The 16,122-nt window shown below is 50.2% G+C and carries 16 protein-coding genes; 1 reads left to right on the top strand and 15 read right to left on the bottom strand.

From position 1 onward, the window contains the following. Nucleotides 1-60: 60 nt before the first annotated feature. From NDK47_RS15580 to NDK47_RS15630, 11 genes are all read right to left on the bottom strand, one after another. Nucleotides 61-1,716, bottom strand: a complete 1,656-nt coding sequence (locus NDK47_RS15580; RefSeq protein ID WP_251870677.1) for a peptide ABC transporter substrate-binding protein — start codon at nucleotides 1,714-1,716, stop codon at nucleotides 61-63. A gap of 115 nt (nucleotides 1,717-1,831) precedes the next feature. Then, entirely contained in the window at nucleotides 1,832-2,299 is a 468-nt protein-coding gene (locus tag NDK47_RS15585; protein ID WP_251870678.1) for an Lrp/AsnC family transcriptional regulator, read from the bottom strand. Nucleotides 2,300-2,729: 430 nt separating this feature from the next. Next, nucleotides 2,730-4,037: a pyrimidine-nucleoside phosphorylase gene (locus NDK47_RS15590; RefSeq protein WP_251870679.1), complete on the bottom strand. Its 1,308-nt coding sequence runs from the start codon at nucleotides 4,035-4,037 to the stop codon at nucleotides 2,730-2,732. An 86-nt stretch (nucleotides 4,038-4,123) separates the two neighbouring features. Continuing rightward, nucleotides 4,124-4,933: a purine-nucleoside phosphorylase gene (locus NDK47_RS15595; RefSeq protein ID WP_251870680.1), complete on the bottom strand. Its 810-nt coding sequence runs from the start codon at nucleotides 4,931-4,933 to the stop codon at nucleotides 4,124-4,126. A 57-nt stretch (nucleotides 4,934-4,990) separates the two neighbouring features. Next, complete coding sequence (gene deoB, locus NDK47_RS15600) at nucleotides 4,991-6,166, bottom strand: phosphopentomutase (RefSeq protein WP_251870681.1); 1,176 nt, start codon at nucleotides 6,164-6,166, stop codon at nucleotides 4,991-4,993. A gap of 80 nt (nucleotides 6,167-6,246) precedes the next feature. Further along, nucleotides 6,247-7,134, bottom strand: a complete 888-nt coding sequence (gene xerD, locus NDK47_RS15605) for a site-specific tyrosine recombinase XerD (protein WP_251870682.1) — start codon at nucleotides 7,132-7,134, stop codon at nucleotides 6,247-6,249. A gap of 88 nt (nucleotides 7,135-7,222) precedes the next feature. Further along, the gene (locus tag NDK47_RS15610; RefSeq protein WP_251870683.1) at nucleotides 7,223-7,462 is read right to left on the bottom strand and encodes a DUF4227 family protein; all 240 of its coding nucleotides are present in this window, start codon (nucleotides 7,460-7,462) and stop codon (nucleotides 7,223-7,225) included. Between the two features lie 182 nt (nucleotides 7,463-7,644). Next, a complete protein-coding gene (fur, locus tag NDK47_RS15615) occupies nucleotides 7,645-8,109 on the bottom strand; it encodes a ferric iron uptake transcriptional regulator (protein ID WP_305883338.1) in 465 nt (154 codons plus the stop codon). Between the two features lie 90 nt (nucleotides 8,110-8,199). Next, entirely contained in the window at nucleotides 8,200-8,829 is a 630-nt protein-coding gene (gene spoIIM, locus NDK47_RS15620) for a stage II sporulation protein M (protein ID WP_251870684.1), read from the bottom strand. 57 nt (nucleotides 8,830-8,886) lie between these two features. After that, nucleotides 8,887-10,089 (bottom strand): endonuclease Q family protein, encoded by a 1,203-nt coding sequence (locus NDK47_RS15625; RefSeq protein WP_251870685.1) that lies wholly within the window; start codon nucleotides 10,087-10,089, stop codon nucleotides 8,887-8,889. Beyond that, on the bottom strand, nucleotides 10,076-10,633 hold the full coding sequence (locus NDK47_RS15630; RefSeq protein WP_251870686.1) for an NUDIX domain-containing protein: 558 nt from the start codon (nucleotides 10,631-10,633) through the stop codon (nucleotides 10,076-10,078). The genes NDK47_RS15625 and NDK47_RS15630 overlap by 14 nt, the downstream gene beginning before the upstream one ends. 23 nt (nucleotides 10,634-10,656) lie before the next feature. Between NDK47_RS15630 and mciZ the strand changes: the two genes are divergently transcribed. Continuing rightward, nucleotides 10,657-10,881 (top strand): Z-ring formation inhibitor MciZ, encoded by a 225-nt coding sequence (gene mciZ, locus NDK47_RS27720; protein WP_322112061.1) that lies wholly within the window; start codon nucleotides 10,657-10,659, stop codon nucleotides 10,879-10,881. Here mciZ and NDK47_RS15635 read toward each other — a convergent pair. The 4 genes from NDK47_RS15635 to mce all read right to left on the bottom strand — a co-directional run bounded on the left by NDK47_RS15635 (nucleotide 10,802) and on the right by mce (nucleotide 16,116). Continuing rightward, complete coding sequence (locus tag NDK47_RS15635; protein ID WP_251870687.1) at nucleotides 10,802-11,989, bottom strand: DUF3866 family protein; 1,188 nt, start codon at nucleotides 11,987-11,989, stop codon at nucleotides 10,802-10,804. The genes mciZ and NDK47_RS15635 overlap by 80 nt on opposite strands. A gap of 373 nt (nucleotides 11,990-12,362) precedes the next feature. Next, on the bottom strand, nucleotides 12,363-13,478 hold the full coding sequence (locus tag NDK47_RS15640) for a M20/M25/M40 family metallo-hydrolase (RefSeq protein WP_251870688.1): 1,116 nt from the start codon (nucleotides 13,476-13,478) through the stop codon (nucleotides 12,363-12,365). A 237-nt stretch (nucleotides 13,479-13,715) separates the two neighbouring features. Next, nucleotides 13,716-15,272 carry an acyl-CoA carboxylase subunit beta gene (locus tag NDK47_RS15645; RefSeq protein ID WP_251870689.1) on the bottom strand — a complete coding sequence of 519 codons (1,557 nt, stop codon included), beginning with the start codon at nucleotides 15,270-15,272 and terminating at the stop codon, nucleotides 13,716-13,718. Continuing rightward, nucleotides 15,265-16,116 carry a methylmalonyl-CoA epimerase gene (gene mce / locus NDK47_RS15650; RefSeq protein ID WP_251870690.1) on the bottom strand — a complete coding sequence of 284 codons (852 nt, stop codon included), beginning with the start codon at nucleotides 16,114-16,116 and terminating at the stop codon, nucleotides 15,265-15,267. Before mce ends, NDK47_RS15645 begins: the two co-directional genes overlap by 8 nt. Between the last annotated feature and the right edge of the window lie 6 nt (nucleotides 16,117-16,122).

Here is a 16,122-nt window from a genome sequence, read left to right on the forward strand (position 1 = left end):
GTTCGTCCATATACCTTATCTCTGCAAACCGATTTCCTTTGTGCTTTGCGGATAACAGAATTACTCTACCGAAGCCCATTTCCAATCGACATCGCCGAGACCGCCGATTACCACGCCTTTGACATTCTCTTTCTGCACCCAAGAGTTGGTGTAGAAGTAGATTGGCGCGATTGGCATTTCGTCCATGAGGATCGTTTCAGCATCCAACAGGATTTTTTTCCGTTTTTCGGGATCAGATTCGGAATTGGATTGGATCAACAGTTCCTTGTACTTTGGATGCTCCCAACGTGTATCGTTGTTGCCGCCATCCTTATCCCTGTACAATTCGAGGAAGTTGATCGGGTCGTTAAAGTCACCCAGCCAACCCATACGGCCGACCTGATAATTTCCTTGGTGCATGTCTTCGAGGTAGACTTTCCATTCTTTGTTTTCCAGCTTCACTTCTACGCCGAGGTTTTTCTTCCACTGATCTTGAATCGCCGCTGCGATCTTTTGGTGGCCCTCAGACGTATTGTAGGACAGAGTAATGGCGGGAAGCTTGGTGATGCCCAGCTCCTTCATACCTTCTTCCAACAGCTTTTTCGCTGTTTCGATGTCATTGTCCTTGAAGTAGCCGTCCGCTTTGAGTGCCATCGACGGGGGAACTGCCCCGGTGGCAGGAATTTGGCCAGTTTGCAGGATATTGTCAATCAGGGACTTACGATCGATGGAATACGTGAAAGCCTTGCGAATCTTCACGTTGTTAAACGGCGGTTTTTCTACATTGAATTTGTACCAGTACGTACCCGCGATCGGCTGGGTTGTAATCTTGTTCTGGTCCTTCAAAGCTGGAATCGCATCCGTCGGCAAAGAGCTCGTCGGAGATCCAGCCCAGTCAATCTCGCCATTATCAAACATGGACAACTCAGTATTCTCGTCTTCCACCATAGCAAACTCGATTCGATCAAGCTTTACTGTATCTTTGTCCCAGTAATTTTCATTTTTTACAAGTACGAGCTTGCTCTTATGTTCCCAAGTCTCCATCTTGAACGGACCGTTACCCATATGCGTTTTTGCTTCCGTCGCCCACTTCGGATCAGATTCAATCAGCTTTTGATTCACTGGGAAATAGGTCGGGAATGCGGTCAGCTCCAGGAAGAATGGAGTTGGGTTTTCCAGTTTTACTTCTAAGGTTTTGTCATCAAGTGCCTTGACGCCAACGTCGTCACGACTGACTTTGCCTTTGTTGAAGGCTTCACCATTTTTTACGTAGTAAAGCTGATAAGCGTAGTTAGATGCGGTATTCGGGTCTAGTGCCCGTTTCCATGCGTATTCAAAGTCTTTGGCCGTAACCGGCTCGCCATTTGCCCATTTCGTGTCGCGAAGTTTAAACGTGTAAGTAAGCAAATCATCGGAAAGTTGGTAGCTTTCTGCTACGGACATTTCCGGTTTTTGATCCGCACTGATACGGGTGAGACCGTCAAAAGTAGCACGGATAATAGCAGCGGAAGTCGTATCCTCCGAAATACCCGGGTCTGCCGTAGGCGGCTCGGAATGGAGATTCAACTTCAGTACTTGCGGTTTCTTCTCAGTTGGCGCTGCGGCCGGCTGTTGGGTTTGACCTGTGTTTTCGGCAGGCTTTGGTTCGGTTGTCGCCTGTTGGCCACCGCCGCAACCAGCGAGAGCTACACCCAAAACAGCTACGGAACTGACAAGAGCAAACACGTTTTTTTTCAACGCAATAACCCCCAATGTCATTGTCTTTTTCTGTCTCTCTTTTGTATGTTTTCTGAAAATTAAAAAAGATAAAAAATCACGATGCTGCCGTTTCCTCCATTACCAACCCCTTTCATCAGATGGCCACATCATCATCACGAACGAATGAGAAGGAATCTTTGTATTGTTTAAGCTCCAGCGAGACATCTGCCGCCAAAATACCTTCACATTGTGAGAGTCGTTCGTTTACAAATGTGATCAACTCGTCGTTATTATGGAAACACGCTTGAATGATCAAGTCGTGCTTACCGCTAAATGCACCCACAAAGCGAACCTCAGGAAACTTGCTCAGTTCCTCAGCCACACTGTTTTGCAGCCCGAGCTTGGTGGTCAATCCGATGATCGCCTGTACATGTAAGCCCAGCTTTTCTGGGTCAGGGTGGATAACAAACTGAAACACTCCATCTTGTAACAGGCGTGTAATGCGTGAACGGATGGTCCCTTCGCTCAAGCCAAGTTGATGAGCTATTTCTGTATAAGCTCGTCTGCCATCCTCCTGGAGGATTTGCAATATCTGCATATCAACATGGTCCAGCTTTTTCATACTACGATTTTTTAAGAACCTCCATCTGATTTTTACGAATTTCGCATAATTCTTTTACATATTGCCTGTCACAATAAACATAATCTGAAATGATAGCGGTGTCAACGAAATTTGACTTATAGAATAATAAAAAATTATAAAGCGAATCCGAACAATAAATATTTTTTTAACGGAGCTCGTTTGTTTTCTTTCACTCTATTGAACATGAAATCACTTGATTAATCAATAAAAATTTATCGAGAAAGACGTATTTTTTACCGGACTACAGTATATTTATGACCGCATTTTACCGTACTCCATCCAAGTTTTCGCAGAAAAACCATCGTTCGATATTTGTTTATATTCATAATATTCAATGTTTATTAGTTTGGATGCTTGGATAGAAAACAAACGCCGGACATTCGCCCGACGTTAGGAATTGCCATTTTCCCTATTCTAATATCGTTTTGTAAATTAATGGTTGACTCCAGGCAGGCTCCGTGCTGTATCCATAAGCACCCGCGAGCTCTACTTCAGCCTGTTGAAGCAGTGCAGCATCATTTGCGTAAATCGTAGCGAGAACATCCCCTTTTCGCACCTGTTCGCCGCGTTTCTTCGCCAATACAATTCCCACTGCCAGGTCGATTGGCATCTCTTTCGTCAAACGGCCTGCCCCCAGGACGACAGACGCGTGCCCCACTTTCTCAGCGTCAATCGCCGTAATGTACCCATCCTGAGTGGCTGTTACCTGCGCGGTCAGGGATGCCCTCGGAAGGCGGGATGGATCATATACATCCTGTTTGTCCCCACCCTGCGCTTCGATCATCTGCGCCAGCTTCTCCACAGCTTCGCCACGCTGAATAATCTCTTCCAGGCGTTTTCTTCCTTCCTCCACATCCTTCACCAGCTCACCGAGAACGAGCATGTGGGCACCGATGGATAGTGCCAGCTCTGTCAGGTCACGAGGCCCTCTGCCAGCCAAGGTATCGATTGCTTCTTGCACTTCCAAAGCATTGCCCACAGCAAAGCCAAGCGGCTGATCCATGTCGCTGATCACCGCAATGGTTTTTCGGCCCACCTGTGTGCCGATCTTGACCATGGCAGATGCCAGGGTCTCGGCTTGTTCCAAAGTCTTCATGAAAGCCCCGCTGCCTACTTTCACGTCAAGCAAGATCGCATCTGCCCCTGCAGCGATCTTTTTGGACATGATCGAGCTTGCGATCAGGGGAACAGCCTCTACAGTGGCTGTTACATCGCGCAAAGCATACAGCTTCTTATCCGCGGGAGTGAGATTTCCTGATTGTCCGATGACAGATACGCCTATCTCTTTCACCTGGTCTAAAAACTGCTCCCGTGTCCGTTCTACCTGAAACCCGGAAAATGACTCCAGCTTGTCAATGGTACCCCCAGAATAGCCAAGACCGCGCCCAGACATTTTGGCTACAGGAATCCCGGCAGCAGCTACCAACGGAGCCACGACAAGTGTCGTCTTGTCGCCTACACCGCCCGTGCTGTGCTTATCCACCTTGATACCGGGCAGCGAAGACAAGTCGAGTTGTTCACCTGAGCCGGCCATTGCAAGCGTCAGGTCGCCTGTTTCCCGCGGAGTCATGCCGCGCAGCAGGACGGCCATCGCCCAAGCTGCCATTTGATAATCAGGAATGCTTCCATCGGTATATCCACGAACCAGAAATTGAATTTCATCCGTACTCAATTCATGTCCGTCTCGTTTTTTTGCGATGATATCTACCATGCGCATTATTTGTTCACCTCGTTGGCAATCTTTAATCATAAACCAAGCAGAAAGAAGGGTATGCATAATTCACATACCCTCTGTTTCCTTTATCAGAGCTTGGCGATAATCCCGTTGACCAATGCAAGGAACTGGGTCTTCACTCGCTCTGTTGTCTCCATTACCTCTTCGTGAGACAAAGGCTGCTCCAAAATGCCCGCAGCCATGTTGCTGATGCAAGAGATACCGAGAACGTTCATTCTCATATGGCGGGCCACAATGACTTCCGGCACAGTGGACATACCCACGGCATCACCGCCGAGCATGCGAAGCATCCGGATTTCAGCAGGCGTTTCGTAGGAAGGACCCAAGAGACCTACATAAATCCCCTCTTGCAGCTTGATTCCCTGCTCGGCTGCCACTTCCTTGGCTACACCGCGGAGTGCTTTTGAGTAAGCCTCCGACATATCAGGGAAGCGCGCACCCAGCTCATCATCGTTTGGCCCGATCAACGGGTTGCGGAACGTCATATTGATGTGATCGGCGATCAGCATCAGATTGCCAGGCTCATAGCTTTCGTTGATCCCCCCTGCCGCATTGGTGACGATGATGGTTTCAACGCCCAGCATTTTCATCACGCGGATCGGGAACACCACTGCATCCAGACCATGCCCTTCATAATAATGGAAGCGTCCTTGCATGGCGACGACTTGCTTGCCTTGCAGTTTGCCAATGACCAATTGACCTTTGTGGCCAACCACTGTGGACACGGTAAAGCCGGGAATTTCATGATAAGGAATGACAACCGGATTTTCGATCTCATCCGCGAGTACTCCCAAACCGGAGCCAAGTACAAGTCCAATCGTTGGTTTTTCCGTCAATTTGGGTTCAATCGCACGAACGGCTTCTTGAAAAGTAGTCATTTTATTTGCTCCTCTCAAATTCTTGTATTTGTCTGATCCTATTTATTCTTATCCCTGTTACAGCTTGGACAAAAAGCTTTCTCCGATCGTCGGCGGCTGTACCCCAAAATTATCCGCGATCGTAGCACCCAAATCGGCAAACGTACCGCGAACCCCCAAATTGTTTGCGTTCGCAATCCCTTTGTGGTACACCAACAGCGGCACATACTCACGGGTATGGTCCGTCCCATGGTGAACCGGGTCATTTCCGTGGTCGGCGGTGATCACCAACAGGTCGTCTTCAGTCAGCGCCGCCAGCAATTCGGGAACGCGGGCGTCAAACTCCATCAAAGCATGGCCGTACCCTTCCGGATCACGACGATGGCCAAATTTTGCATCGAAGTCAACCAGATTGACAAAGCTGAGGCCGGTAAACGATTCCCTCATTGTATCCAGCAGTTTATCAACCCCGTCCATATTGTCCGTGGTACGGATTGCTTTCGTCACGCCCTCATCCGCATAGATGTCGCTGATTTTTCCAATCGCGATGGAGGTGAAACCCGCATCCTGCAGACGGTTCATGACCGTCGGAGAAAACGGCTTTACGGAATAATCATGTCGATTGGATGTCCGAGTGAAAGAGCCTGGCTCTCCCGTAAACGGACGGGCAATCACCCGGGTCACCGCAAACTCATCACGCAGCGTCAATTCACGAGCGACCTGGCAAATCCGGTACAGCTCTTCCAGCGGTACCACGTCCTCATGAGCCGCAACCTGGAACACGCTATCCGCAGACGTATAGACGATCACGCCGCCTGTGCGCATATGTTCCTCGCCAAGTTCTTCGATGATCCCGGTGCCAGACGCAACCTTGTTACCCAACACTTTACGACCAATCCGCTCTTCAAATTCGTGGATTAATTCGGCTGGGAAGCCATCCGGATAGGTGCGAAATGGCGTCGATACATGCAAGCCCATGATTTCCCAGTGTCCAGTCGTGGTGTCCTTGCCTATGGAAATTTCCTTCATTTTTCCAAAATGAGCCTGCGGATGCTGAGCTGGTGGAACATTGGCCAGCGGAGCGATATTGCCGAGGCCCAGAGCTTCCATATGTGGAACACGAAAACCGGCTACCCGTTCGGCAATATGCCCCAGCGTGTGGGCCCCTTCATCCTGGAAGCGGGCTGCATCCGGCAGTTCTCCAATTCCGACACTATCCAAAACAATCAAGAAAACTCTTGAGAAACGTGGCAAAAAAACCGCCTCCTAAAAAGTAAAGTCCGTACATCTATCATACCAAGTCGTCAGACGTCTGACGAGGAAAAAAAGAGAGACTACGCTCTCGGGTGTGTTTTCGCATAAATATCCTTAATGCGAGTTCGGGTCACATGCGTGTAAATCTGAGTCGTGGAAATGTCGGCATGACCGAGCATTTCTTGTACAGAACGAAGGTCAGCTCCGTTCTCCAGCAGGTGGGTTGCAAAGGAGTGGCGCAGTGTGTGCGGCGTAATCTCTGTCCGGACATTGGCTTTCAGTGCATAGCGTTTAATAATTTTCCAAAAGCCCTGCCGTGTGATCTGTTTGCCCAAATGGTTCAGAAACAACGCAGTTTCGCCTGGGTCTTTGACCAAACGCGGCCGGCCGGCTTGCAAATAGGTGCGCACCATCTGGATGGCGACAGATCCGAGTGGAATGATTCTCTCCTTTGACCCTTTTCCCATGCATTTGACGAAGCCCATATCCAGATTGACATCCGTGACATTGAGATTCACCAGTTCTGATACGCGGATGCCAGTTGCGTACAACAATTCCAGCATTGCTTTGTCACGCAGGCCTGCGGGATGATTCACGGGCGGGCTGTCAAGCAGACGCTCCACTTCTTCCACCGATAATACCTGGGGCAGCCTTTTCTCAATTTTTGGGGTTTCCAAATGAATGGAGGGATCTTTTTCTATGTATTTGTCACGCACGAGAAATTGATAAAAGGCACGGATGGAGGCCATATTTCGAGAAAGTGTAGCGGTGGCCCTGCCTTTTTCCTGCAGGCTCATCAGATAACCGATGATCTGGGTCCGGGTAGAGTCCTCAATCCGCGTCACTCCCTGCTCGCGCAAGAAAGAGGTGTAGGCAACCATGTCCCGCTGGTAGGATTCCAAGGTGTTGGGTGATAGTCCTTTTTCGACAGAAAGAAAATGGATAAACTGGTCAATCAACATGTCCATGAAGTTGTCCCCTTCAGGTGAAAAGTATCTCGTATTGCTTTCCACACCAAAAAGAAAAGTCCTCTTTTTTTCATGAACGTAAAAACCATTATTCTCCGGTTACATAAAAAAGCTGCAGACGGGCGATGTATCCATCCAGGTCGTTTGGCGGAGGAGAATTAATCAGTTTAACCACTTTAACCGCGTTGCCATTGGGCTCTTTATACTGATTACCAGACCAGATTTTGTCGGTGAGCAGGCTGATAATTCCGTATGAGATTAACGTACAGGTTACAAACAGAAGGAAAAAGCGCAGTACCTCCATAAGGCGCCGAACCGGTATACGCATAGGCCTACATCCTTCCTGCATTCTTTCCTTCCATTATATGCGCCTGTCAGGCACTCCATTCAGCAGCGAAGAGCAATGACCTAAAGGGACTTCGCGCACTTCTCTTAGCATGCCACGAAAACCTGGATTTACACAAAGTGCTGGAAAACAAGAAAAACTTCTCCTGTTAAAAGAGAAGTTTTTTACTTGAAGTCATCTACGTTGACTTTGTCGATACAGCGACTGCAAATCCCGTAAAAAACGAGCCGGTGATCGGTAATATAAAAGTTATAAACATTCTTTACCTTTTCCTCAGCAGATACCAGCAAATCTTCGAAAATCTCATCCACCGTACCGCAATTATTGCAAATCAGGTGATGGTGGTGGTATTCCGAATTATCGTCACGAAGGTCGTAGCGCGCTACGCCATCCCCGAAGTTCATCTTGTGTATGATCTTCAACTCGCTGAGCAATTCGAGTGTCCGGTAGACGGTTGCCAGTCCGATCTCGGGTGCTTTGTCTTTTACCAGGAGGTAAACATCCTCTGCGCTCAGATGATCCTCTTCATGCTCCAGCAAAACGCGAACAGTGGCTTCACGCTGTGGCGTCAGTTTGTAGTTTTGGGAATGAAGTTGCTGCTTGATCTTCTCTAACTTTTCATCCAACATGATTGCCCCTCCCGCTCACATGAAACCTGCTCCTATTATAGTAGAGGGGCATCCAAGAAGTCAAATACATAAGTTCTTATGTGAGAATCATTATTGATTAAGTACAATCTGCATCAGCTTGGGCGAGACATAGGACTCAAACGTCGCAGCCGCCGTAAGCACCAGCAGCATCGCGATTACGAGCACCGAATAGCCGATAAAATGGGACATGATGCCGTCGCGTTTGCTAAGCAGCCTTGTTTTAATCAAGCGGAGTGAGAAGGAAATTCCGCTGACACCTACGATGATGAGCGCGGGAACCACCAGCAGATTTTGCGGCAGCACCCCCATCAGCGCAAAGTTTACCCCTTGCCATTGCAGTTGGTTCACCAGAAACCCGACGGTAAAGCCGATGACAACCCCTTTGAGAAAAAGCATCAGCAGGATCATCGGCAGCCCGATAATTGACAGGCCCAACACCCACATGATTGCTACCGTTTTTGCATAGTAACCCAGCGACTGTTGAAAGTGCAGCGACGGCTCAGGAATCCCTTTTTCTCCCAAACTGCTGAAAAAAAACTGCAGGAATCCGAACAAATCCTGTCTTTGCGAGAGTGGCAACGAGTTGACTATGACAGCACCAAATATAATCCCCATGGTGAACAGGACGATGGTAAACCAGTATAGTGATTGGTGTTCTTTGGCATACACCTGGATTGTTTGTCCAATACGGCTTCGCAAAGCAGCTCGCCTCCCGCATCCCCGATTACTCTACAGCTTATGCGGGGACTTGGACAACTATGCCTTGTCCTTTGGTTCGAGCACCTTGCCATACGTGCCGGCTCCACCTGCTTTCACCTCGAGCTTGCCCTCCCTGGCGAGCACAATCATCCCGGCAATGCGCTCTCCGGCTATCGCAGCCAGCTCGTTTTGACTTGTCCGGTGCAAAACAGACATCTCGGTGCCAAACTTCTGATACAGCTTCTCTTTTAGTTTGGGTCCAACCCCCGGAATAAACTCCAGCGGCACCTGCTCTACATAGGGCGGTCGATAGGCGGGATGATCGCCGGGCGGCAAATCAGCCAGTTGTTCAATCCGCGCGGAAACACCGCGAACAACACGTTTGAAACCGCACTGTGGGCAGCGGCCTTCCGGGTCTGCAGGCAGGAGCGACTGACAGGATTGGCAGGCTGTTTGGTGGTATTTTCCAAGCTGAGGATGGAGGCCGTAGTTGACCTTCACCCCTCGCCCCGCCTCCCTTTTCAAGGCCATCACCCACTCCTGGAATGATCTCTCCCGCATGGTAATCATTTGATACTCTCGACCGATTTTGGCCAGGGAGTGCGCATCCGAGTTGGTTAAAAACGTTTTGTCATGAAGCTCTGACAAACGGTCAGCCATCTCCGTATTGGCACTGAGCCCCAGCTCCACGGCATGGATCATTGCGGGATCAGCCACCTCTGCGAGTGAATCCGTACAGCTTCCGTACAACCCCTTGTGCGGTGTAAAAATATGTGCGGGAATGATAACCCCGTCCCAGGCAGCTACTGCCTCTTGCAGTTCTCGCAGCGTGGTGCGGATTCGCTGGGAACTGAGCTGGACGTTTTTACAGCGCTGAGAGAGCCAGTGGGTAAACTCCCGCATCCTTGCCAAATCCGGCAGATAGCAGAGAAAATGGGCTTCTCCTCTGTTTTCCTCTTTGATCTCTACCTCGCAGCCGAGTATCAGCATCGTCTGTTTGTACAAAACTCCCCCGTCAGTGTGCGGGGTGACTTCCCCTTTTTGCATCAAAAGCTGAAGCTCTTCCTGTACCTCGGGCGAATGCGCGTCGATGATACCGATCATATCCATCCCTTTTCGCTCCGAAGCTTCTTCCAGGATGCAAGTCAAGGTCATGGATCGTGAAGCCGTGATTTTTACGGGTTTGCCGGTCATCGTGCCACCGACGTGAATATGAAGATCACAGAAAAAGTCGGACAGCTTCTGATTACTTAGTTCCATAGAACTCACGACTCTCCCAGGCGAACAAGGCTACGACGGTTTTTGCATCTCCAATCTCCCCGCTGCGATGCAGCTCACGCGCTTCTTCCAAAGTCAGCTCAACGACATCCACGAACTCATCCTCATCCGGTTGGCTCTCCCCTTTTTTCAAACCGGTTGCTACGAAGAGGTGCAGAAGCTCGTCCGCAAAACCGGGAGATGTGTAAAACAAGCTGAGATGGGTGAAGGTTTCGGCCTCGTATCCGGTCTCTTCCTTTAGCTCACGTATGGCACAGGCAAGCGGTTCTTCTCCCGGCTCCAGCTTGCCAGCTGGCAATTCGACGATGGCCCGCTCCAACGGCTTGCGAAATTGGCGCACTGCGACCAGCTTTCCTTCATCGGTCAAAGCCATGACAGCAACCGCCCCCTGATGATTGACAATTTCCCGCTTCGCCGTTTTTCCGTTGGGAAGCAGGACTTCATCGACACGAAGCTTGATTACTTTTCCTTCAAAAATCTGCTGGGTGGACAGTGTTTTTTCATATAGATGCTTGCTATCGTTCACGAGGATCATCCTTTTTCGATTTTATGGCTGGTTCTAAACAAGCCGCGCCCTCCATATGCTGGGAGCAAGAGACTTGTCCACCATCATTGTATCGGAGGAGATGGCAGATGAAAACCTATGTAGGTGAAAAGCAGTTGCGCATGGTCGGAAAAGCCTGGGAAATTCGGGCTACGCTCCGCTCCTGGTCAAAAAAAGACCTAACGCTGCAAGAATATCTGGCGCGGAGAAGCAAGCCTGGCCGTCATTAGACTTTTCTTTTAGAAACGCGATGCATTGGGCAGCAAGTCGTCCTGCCAACACGGCAGCCTGAAAAGGAGAGGGATCTTGGCGCCAGTTTCTGCCCATCGTGGAAAAATGCAGACTGTACTTCCTTTCGAGGACTTCCAGCTCTGTCTCAATGGGAGCCGGTTGAGGCAAGAGGAGATGTGCGGTCTGCTGATCGATTCCCTTCAGTTGCGCAGAAATATGAATGTCCCGTTCATCGTTCCAAATCGGGAGAGGCAGTAAAACGGGACGAAGCGTAAATCTTTTCAACAGCGTGACCGTATGATGGCTCACGCCCAGATGACGCTCCCGCGGGTCCGAAAAGCTGATGCGCGGGATAAAAAAGGGAGTGCCTCCCAGCAAGCTCGTCGCATGGATCACTTCGGCCAGCTCCATGCCGGAAAATCCGAACGGTGTACCTGTACCAGCCACACCCGGTCCCAATATGCACAGAATGATGTCTGCTTTTGCCACCAGACGAGCCGCGAGCAATCCGGTGTGAATCGTGATGCTTTCCCACTCTCCCCCCCACGCATGTCCCGTGGTGATCGTGTTGTTTACGATTCCCTTTTTTTGTAGATGATCTACCTGATGGCTGAGACCGAGTGGAAGCGAAGCGGCGTCGGGCATCACATATACGACCTGCAGGTGGGGTGCCGCGTGCTTAATAGCAGCCGCGACAGCCGGCAGCATGCTGTGAAGCTCTCCAATTACGACTGGCGTACCTGATAAAGAGGCCTCTTCGTCGAGAAAGAGAGCATGGTACGGACTTTGCTGTTCTTCCACTGCATCTACGGCGATCTGCCACGGGGAGTAGCGCATTTTGACCGCATGTCCCCAAACGCTGGGATACACATCTGCCCCGCTCGTCCCGCCGCATTTTCCGACGACGATATGATACCCGCCTGTGCCAAGCTGAAGGCGAACAGCGGTCGTATTCAGCAACAGTACATCCCCCTCCTGATACTGCTCCCTCGCATAGGAGATTGCCTGTTCAATCAGACCGCTGCCAGGGATCAGCACCTCCACTACTTGCATACTCTGGTTCTGTTTGACTATTTTTTTTACAACTCCGAACTCCAGGCGTAGCAATCCACATCCCCCCTCGATCGCCAGCAGATCGCTGAGTTATCTTCGTTTTCGGCTCTATCGTATTCTGCATTATCCTCGTTTCGGTTCTATATTCATTTTCGATCTTTTGTCGCTTTCGACTCTTCTCGCTTTCGGTATCTTTTCGTCTCGCCATTTTGCTTTGTCTTACCATTTTGGACCAGCACCCGCTTTTCCAAGCCTATGGGTATCCAGTTCTCCCTTTTCCTCTGGGAAAGCTTGAACATTGTAGCCTATGGGAAACAAGTCAAAAAAAGAACCGGACACCCAAAGGCGCCCGGTCCCAACGATCTTCTGTTTTTTTGTAAAAACTGCACGCGCATTTGCAAAGACATGCGGTTCTCAAAAACGCCTGTTATTCCAGTACCTCTGCAATCACAGCCAGCACCAATTCTGCTGCCTTGTTCAGCTCGGCAATCGGCATGCGTTCATTTTTGGTATGAATCTCTTCATAGCCGATGGCAAAGTTCACGCTTGGAACCCCATAGCCATTAAAGACATTCCCGTCGCTGCCCCCGCCGCTGGACACCAGCTCAGGGTTGCGGCCGATACGCTTTACTGCTCCAATCGCCTTTTTCACGACAGGCGTCTCTTCGTTATATTTATAACCGTGGTACATAAAGATCACTTCATTTTCGCAGCTTCCTCCCATTTCGGCAGCCGCTTCTTCAAATGCTGTCGTCATGGTTTTTACCTGCGCTTCCAGTTTGTCCATCACGAGGCTGCGTGCCTCAGACCAAACCTCGACGTAATCGGTTACGATATTGTAAGCCTTGCCGCCCTCAAATTTCCCGATATTGGCCGTCGTATCAGAATCGATACGTCCCAGCGGCATGCGGGCAATTGCTTTGCTGGCAATGGTGATGGCACTCACGCCATCTTCCGGATTAACTCCAGCATGCGCGGCTTTTCCGTGAATTTTGGTAACGATCCGATACTGTCCTGCCCCTGCTGAAGTAATGATGCCTACTGGACCGTCGGAGTCAAGGATGAAGCCCATTTCTGCTTTCAGCAGACTGGCATCCATCGCACGCGAGCCTACCAGTCCTGATTCTTCTCCAACTGTCAGCACGACCTGAATGGTTGGATGCGGCAGATTTTGCTCTTTCAGAGTGCGAATCCCTTCAAAAATGGCGGCAATGCCTGCTTTATCATCTGCACCGAGAATCGTGGTTCCATCTGAATAGACGTAGCCGTCGCGCACCTGCGGCTTGATGCCATTGCCGGGAACGACTGTGTCCATATGACTGCTGAAGAGAATCGTCGGTCCTTTCGCATTTCCTTCCAGCGTAGCGATCAGGTTATTACCGCCATGTCCTGTTTTGGCGGCCGCGTCGTCTTCCTCCACCGTAAAGCCCATTTCCGTCAGTTTTTCTTTCAACACCTTGTTGATTTGCGCTTCGTTTTTGGTTTCGCTGTCGATTTGGACGAGCTCCAAAAACTCGCTAAGCAAACGCTCCTCGTTGATCACGCTGACTCCTCCTTGGAAAACGTAATTCTTCAGTCTGGCATACTGATGTGGCCTTTTTTGACAATATGCCAAGGCGAAAGGTATGTATCACAAAAACAAGCGTTAATCCGCAAAAGGCCACATAAAGCCCCGAAGTCCTGAAAAGTGACTGCGGGGCCTCTCTGATTTCGTGGACTACATGGTACCAGTATACAGCAAAATATTTTTTTCTACCATGTCATGCCAGTTTTTTTGGTGTTAGAGCGGAATATTTCCGTGTTTTTTGTAGGGTCTTTGTTCTGATTTCTTTTTCAGCATCTCCAGAGAAAGCTTTAAATATTTGCGAGTTTCCCGCGGATCAATCACGTCGTCGACCATCCCGTTTTCCGCAGCCACATAAGGGTTGGCAAATCGCTCCCGGTACTCGGCAATTTTGGCTTGGCGAGTTAGCGAAGGTTCATCACTCTGCTCGATGTCGCGGGCGAAGATGACATTGGCAGCCCCCTCCGGTCCCATCACAGCGATTTCCGCATTGGGCCAAGCGTATACGACATCTGCCCCAATTGCTTTGGAGTTGAGAGCCACATATGCCCCGCCGTATGCTTTTCGCGTAATCACGCTGATTTTGGGTACCGTTGCCTCTGAGTAGGCATACAGGATTTTTGCTCCATGCCGGATAATGCCGCCATGCTCCTGATTAATGCCAGGGAAAAAACCGGTTACATCGACAAAGGTAATCAGTGGAATATTGTAGCAATCGCAGGTTCGGATAAAGCGAGCCAGCTTGTCAGAGGAATCAATATCCAGCCCCCCTGCCATAACTTTGGGCTGATTGGCGATAAGACCAACCGTCTGTCCAAAGATGCGGCCGTATCCGATAACGATGTTGCGGGCAAAATCCGGTTGGATTTCCAGAAACTCGCCGTCGTCTACGATTTTCTCCAATACCTTTTTGACATCGTAAACCTTGGTCCCCGCTACCGGCACCAGCTCAATCAATTCTTCCAGCCAGTCCCCGTCCTCGCCCTGGTACTCTTTATGCGGAGGCTCCTCCCGATTATTTTGCGGCAGGAAGCTGAGGAGATGCCGCACCTCTTGCAAGACCTCTTCTTCTGTCTCCGCAGTGAAATGAGCATTGCCGCTGATCGCCGAGTGGACAGAGGCTCCGCCCAGATCCTCACTGGAGATTTTTTCACCTGTCACGGTTTCAATCACTTTTGGACCGGTAATAAACATTTGTGAGGTTTTCTCTACCATGAAGACAAAGTCGGTAATGGCCGGTGAATATACGGCTCCGCCCGCGCATGGGCCCAAAATGACAGAGATTTGCGGGATCACCCCGGAATAAATGGAGTTGCGGTAGAAAATATGGCCGTATCCATCCAAAGAGACGACGCCTTCCTGAATGCGCGCACCGCCAGAGTCATTCAGCCCGATCACCGGAGCACCGTTTTTTGCAGCAAGGTCCATGATGTTGGCGATTTTTTTGGCATGCATTTCGCCAAGCGCTCCGCCAAATACCGTGAAATCCTGCGCGAAGATATAGACCTGCCGACCGTTTATTTTCCCGTAGCCGGTGACAACGCCCTCCCCTGGCGCCTCCAATTTGTCCATGCCAAAGTGAGTGGCCCGGTGTTTGACGAAGGGTTGCAGCTCGACAAATGAATCCTCATCCAGCAGCAAAGCGATCCGCTCGCGAGCTGTCAGCTTTCCCCGATTATGCTGGGCAGCAATCCGTTCATCGCCGCCGCCCATCTCTACTTTCCTCTTTCGCTCGTACAATTCGTCGATTTTCTCAAACATCGCGTCACTCATCAGCTTCTCCCTCCTTTCCATTTACGGTATGGGGATACTGGCATAATTCAAACAGAACGCCGCCCGCTGCCTTTGGATGAATGAACGCGATTTGCGCGCCGTGTGCACCTGGTTTTGGTTCCTCGTTGATCAAGGGAATCCCGTTTTCCCTCAGTTGTTGCAGGCGTTCTCCCACATTCTCCACATCAAAAGCGATATGATGAATGCCTTCGCCCCGTTTTTCAATGAACTTGGCAATCGGACTTTCCGCCTGTAGGGGTTCCAGCAGTTCGATGCGGCTCTCGCCAATCTGCAAAAAAGCAATCCGCACCTGCTCGCTGGCCACTTCTTCCCTGCCCACCAACGGCAGACCAAGCTTCTGTGTATAAAAAGGCAGCGCCGCATCCAGACTGCGAACCGCAATGCCGATATGCGCAATTTTCTTTGGCGGCGATTGCAGCGTCATCCGCTTTTTCTTTACGCGAGACCGGATAAAGTCAGCCGTCACATGTGTGGGCGTCCCGGGTGTAAATACTTCCGCTACTCCTTGCTCCTTCAAAAACGGAATATCCTCCTGCGGGATCACACCGCCGCCAACGACTAAAATGTCCTCTGCCCCTTGTTCCCGGAGCAGACGAACTACTTCTGGAAAAAGTTCGTTATGGGCACCTGACAGACAAGAAAGACCAATACAGTCAACGTCCTCCTGAATGGCTGCCGCTGCAATCTGTGCCGGCGTTTGACGAAGACCTGTGTAAACGACCTCCATTCCTTCGTCACGCAGCGCTTGCGCAATAACCAGCGCTCCCCGATCATGTCCGTCGAGTCCGGGTTTCGCAACCAGCACACGTATCCTTTGTTCCATCCTTCG

The sequence above is a fragment of the Brevibacillus ruminantium genome, from assembly GCF_023746555.1.
Classification (GTDB): domain Bacteria; phylum Bacillota; class Bacilli; order Brevibacillales; family Brevibacillaceae; genus Brevibacillus; species Brevibacillus ruminantium.

Excerpts from the sequence above, each read along its gene's own strand:
- NDK47_RS15610 (WP_251870683.1), bottom strand. The coding sequence starts at position 7,462 with ATGCGTATACCGGTTCGGCGCCTTATGGAGGTACTGCGCTTTTTCCTT.
- NDK47_RS15645 (WP_251870689.1), bottom strand. The coding sequence starts at position 15,272 with ATGAGTGACGCGATGTTTGAGAAAATCGACGAATTGTACGAGCGAAAG.
- mce (WP_251870690.1), bottom strand. The coding sequence starts at position 16,116 with ATGGAACAAAGGATACGTGTGCTGGTTGCGAAACCCGGACTCGACGGA.
- mciZ (WP_322112061.1), top strand. The coding sequence starts at position 10,657 with ATGGCTGGTTCTAAACAAGCCGCGCCCTCCATATGCTGGGAGCAAGAG.
- xerD (WP_251870682.1), bottom strand. The coding sequence starts at position 7,134 with ATGGACATGTTGATTGACCAGTTTATCCATTTTCTTTCTGTCGAAAAA.
- fur (WP_305883338.1), bottom strand. The coding sequence starts at position 8,109 with ATGTTGGATGAAAAGTTAGAGAAGATCAAGCAGCAACTTCATTCCCAA.
- NDK47_RS15625 (WP_251870685.1), bottom strand. The coding sequence starts at position 10,089 with ATGGAACTAAGTAATCAGAAGCTGTCCGACTTTTTCTGTGATCTTCAT.
- NDK47_RS15595 (WP_251870680.1), bottom strand. The coding sequence starts at position 4,933 with ATGACTACTTTTCAAGAAGCCGTTCGTGCGATTGAACCCAAATTGACG.
- NDK47_RS15585 (WP_251870678.1), bottom strand. The coding sequence starts at position 2,299 with ATGAAAAAGCTGGACCATGTTGATATGCAGATATTGCAAATCCTCCAG.
- NDK47_RS15590 (WP_251870679.1), bottom strand. The coding sequence starts at position 4,037 with ATGCGCATGGTAGATATCATCGCAAAAAAACGAGACGGACATGAATTG.